Annotated in this window: 4 protein-coding genes; all 4 read left to right on the top strand. The window is 73.3% G+C overall.

Translation table 11 applies throughout. The features are described 5' to 3' along the window. Nucleotides 1-286: 286 nt before the first annotated feature. The 4 genes from AAHG03_RS26985 to AAHG03_RS26970 all read left to right on the top strand — a co-directional run bounded on the left by AAHG03_RS26985 (nt 287) and on the right by AAHG03_RS26970 (nt 3,698). A complete protein-coding gene (locus tag AAHG03_RS26985; protein ID WP_342154958.1) occupies nt 287-1,636 on the top strand; it encodes an RluA family pseudouridine synthase in 1,350 nt (449 codons plus the stop codon). Between the two features lie 195 nt (nt 1,637-1,831). Next, a complete protein-coding gene (locus tag AAHG03_RS26980) occupies nt 1,832-2,137 on the top strand; it encodes a serine/threonine protein kinase (protein WP_342154956.1) in 306 nt (101 codons plus the stop codon). 16 nt (nt 2,138-2,153) lie between these two features. Further along, the gene (locus AAHG03_RS26975) at nt 2,154-2,855 is read left to right on the top strand and encodes an HAD-IA family hydrolase (RefSeq protein ID WP_342154954.1); all 702 of its coding nucleotides are present in this window, start codon (nt 2,154-2,156) and stop codon (nt 2,853-2,855) included. Nucleotides 2,856-2,894: 39 nt separating this feature from the next. Further along, nucleotides 2,895-3,698, top strand: coding sequence for an ATP12 family chaperone protein (locus AAHG03_RS26970; RefSeq protein WP_342154952.1), 804 nt, complete (start codon nt 2,895-2,897; stop codon nt 3,696-3,698). Nucleotides 3,699-3,855 lie beyond the last annotated feature (157 nt).

Genomic DNA, 3,855 nt, shown 5'->3' with positions numbered 1-3,855 from the left:
CCGAAAACAAACCCTGCACTTCCAGCATCGATCACCTCCTGTCTATAAGGAGGCGTCAACGCATGGCCTTCAACGCGGATCGACGCGCCGAAAAGTCATATGCGATAGCCCTGCCACAAGGGGGAGGGGTTCGGGGTGGGGGTGGTTCAGGATGGATCGCCGAGCCTCATCCGGCACCACCCCCACCTCCAACTCCTCCCCACAAGGGGGAGGAGAGCGGTCGCGACATCCTCACCTTGCGTCCACCCGGCTTTGCGCCGTCATCCCAGGATGATAGCAGCGGGCCATGAAGGGACGTCCTCCACATCGCGGCTCGGGCGGCAAGCGCCCCCCGGGCAAGCCCGGCTTCGCCTCGCGGCCGGGCACCGGCCCGCGCACCTCGGCGCTGGACGCCGCCAAGCGTGCCGCCCGCAACCGCGGCGAGGATGCGGGCGAGCGCTCGCCCTGGGGCGAGGCGGAGGACGCGCTGCCCCCGCGCCCGCCGCGCGCCCGCAAGCCGGCGCCCGCTCAAGAGCAGGCGCCCCCGCCGCGCCGCGCGGCCCCTAAAGCCGCCGCCAAGGCGCCCTCCCCCGACAAGGCGGCCCCGCCCGCCGGCCCGACCCGGCGCGAGCAGCGCGCCGCGGCGTCAGCCACGCTGGCGAGCGGCGTGCAGACGCTGACGGTGGCCCCCGACGAGGCCGGGATGCGGATCGACCGTTTCCTCAGCGTGCGGTTTCCCCAACTGCCCTTCACCCGCGTCCAGAGCCTCGTGCGCAAGGGCGAGCTGCGCGTGGACGGCAAGCGCGCCAAGGCCGCCGACCGGCTGGAGCCGGGCTCCGCGGTGCGGGTGCCGCCGCTCAAGCTCGACCCGCAGGCCGAGCGTCCGCGCAGCCCGACCAAGGCTGCGAACGACGCCGAGTTCCTCCGCTCGCTGATCCTCTACGAGGACGCGGAGATGATGATCCTCAACAAGCCGTTCGGGCTCGCCGTGCAGGGCGGCTCCGGCACCGTGCGCCACGTCGACGGCCTGCTCGAAGCGCTGACCGCGCCGGACGGGCAGCGCCCGCGCCTCGTCCACCGTCTCGACAAGGACACGGCCGGCTGCCTCATCGTCGCCAAGACGCGGCTCGCCGCCGCGACGCTCGCCAAGAGCTTCCGTTCGCGGGCGGCCAGAAAAATCTACTGGGCGCTGGTGGCCGGCGTGCCGCGCACGCGGCAGGGCCGGGTCTCGACCTACCTCGCCAAGGACGAGCCGACGGACGCCGACGCCCGCATGCGGGTGGTCAAGCACGGCGACGACGGTGCGAGCCACGCGCTGACCTACTACGCCACCGTCGATCAGGCGGCGCAGAAGCTCGCGTGGCTCTCCCTCAAGCCCGTCACTGGCCGCACCCACCAGCTGCGCGCGCACGCCGCCCATATCGGCCACCCGATCGTCGGCGACCCGAAATATTTCGAGGTCGAGAACTGGGAGCTGCCCGGCGGCATCCAGAACCGCCTGCACCTGCTCGCCCGCCGGATCGTGATCCCGCATCCGCGCACGGGCCAGCCGGTCGATGTTAGCGCGCCGCTGCCGCCGCACATGGCTCAGAGCTGGAATCTTCTGGGATTCGACGCCGCCCGCTACGACCCCATCGTGGAAGCACCCGAGGCCTGAGCCTCGACCTTGGAAAGCCCGGCCGCCGCCATAACTCGTGGCGGCACGCGACATGCTCCCCCGAACGTCGCCGATGCCGCGTGGACGGGTGCGCGGCGAGATGATTGTATTCGCCCGAAACGGGATTCGAGGGACGGTGATCGCCGCCTCGCCCGTCCGTGCCGCCGGCCGCGGCTGCATCGAGGTCAGGACCGCATGAGGCTGCCCACGCTGATGTCCCTCGCGCTCGCCGCCTTCGTGAGCGGTGCCGCGCCTGCGCTTGCGGCGGCGCCCGAGGCGCCACCGGCCGCCGAGCGGACGCAAGCGGCGGCGACACCGGCCCCGAACCCGCCCCAGACCGCGCGGGCGGGCGAGCGGCGGCGGCGCCCCTCCTACGCCGCCTGCAATCGCGAATCGCATCGGCGCAACCTCTATGGCGGCCCGCGCCGCCGCTTCCTCATCCGCTGCCGCCTCGGCTACGATCGGCGCCCCGGCCCCACCGCCCCGGCGCGCCGGCCGTGAGGGGGCAAGCCCCGTCGTGGTGAAGCTCGTCGTCTTCGACGTCGACGGCACCCTCGTCGACAGCCAGCACCTCATCGTCGAGGCGCAGCGCCGCGCCTTCACCGAGCACGGGCTGGTGCCGCCGCCGCGCAAGGAGGCGCTGTCGGTGGTCGGCCTGTCGCTGCCCGACGCCTTCCGCCGTCTCGTCGGCGAGGCCGGGCCGATCGAGGCCCTGTCGATGAGCTACCGGCGCGCCTTCCAGGCCCTGCGGATCGACCCCGATTACGAGGAACCGCTGTTTCCCGGCATGGCGGAACTGATCGCGCGGCTGCGCACCCGCGCCGACGTGCAGCTCGGCATCGCCACCGGCAAGTCGCGCCGCGGCGTCGACCACCTCGTCGCCGCCCATGGCTGGGACGGGTGGTTTTCCACGATCCAGACCGCCGACGACGCCCCCTCGAAACCCGACCCGACCATGCTGCGCCAGGCCATGGCGGAGGCCGGCGCCGAGCCCGCCATGACGGTGATGATCGGCGACACCACCTTCGACATGCTGATGGCGCGCGACGCGGGTGCGGCGGCGGTCGGCGTCGCCTGGGGCTACCACGCGCCGGGCGCCCTGTTCGGCGCGGGCGCGGTCACGGTGGTCGAGACGGCGGACGCGCTCGGCGACCTGTTTTCCGGCCCCCTCGACGAATCGGACGCCGCCCCGGTGACCGAGCGTCTCGGCGCGCGCTGAAGGCTCGCGCGCGCGCCGCAAAACCCCTATCTGCGGGGCATGAGCAGCACCGACGACGACGTGACCCGCGATTGGCTCGGCGATCCGGGCGAGGCCCCCCGCCCCGACCCGCAGCGCGCCGCCCGCGCGAGCAGCGCCCCTTCCCTGCCGAAGCGCTTCTACAGGGAAGCCGGCCTCGCGGAGTCGGAGGCCGGCCACCGCCTCGTCCTCGACGGGCGCGGCGCCAACACCCCCGGCCGCCGGCCCCTCGCGGTGCCGTCCCGCGCCCTCGGCGAGGCGCTCGCGGCCGAGTGGGCGGCGCAAGGCGAGAGCATCGATCCGCGCACGATGCCGCTGACCCGCCTCGTCAACACGGCGATCGACGGCGTCGCGGATCGCATGGCGGAGGTCGCCGCCGACCTCGGAGCCTTCGCGGCGACCGACCTGATCGCCTACCGCGCCGATTCGCCCGACCGCCTCGTCGCCGAGCAGTCGGCGGCCTGGAACCCGCTGGTCGAATGGGCCGGCGCGACGCTGGGCGCGCGCCTGTTCCTCGCCGAGGGGGTGATGCATGTCGAGCAGCCCGAAGGCTCGGTCGCGGCGCTCCGCGCGGCGGTCCAGGCCGTGGATGACCCGTTTCGGCTGGCCGCGCTCCACACCCTGACGACGCTGACCGGCTCCCTGGTGATCGGCCTCGCGGTCCTGCACGGGCGCCTCACCGCCGACGCGGCCTGGGCGGCAGCGCATGTGGACGAGGCGTATCAGGCGAGCGTCTGGGGGCCGGACGCGGAAGCCGAGGCGCGGCTGGCGCATCGGCGGACGGAGTTCGAGGCGGCGGCGAAGGTGGCGGCGGCAACGGACTGAGCGCGGGCCGATGCGCTAGGTTCTTGTGCCGCATCGGCTTTTTCCGAAAGCCGGTGTCCACCTTTCGGGCCGATGCTCTAGGTCGCGGACTCATAAAATCCGAAGCCAGATGCGGACGGCGGCGAGCTTGACGCTGGCAAGGAAGTTTTCCGGGTCC

Origin of the sequence: Methylorubrum subtropicum, assembly GCF_038442325.1 — a bacterium.
GTDB lineage: Bacteria > Pseudomonadota > Alphaproteobacteria > Rhizobiales > Beijerinckiaceae > Methylobacterium > Methylobacterium subtropicum.
Note: the sequence above shows the minus strand (reverse complement) of the source record. Positions and strands in the feature narration are given on the sequence as shown.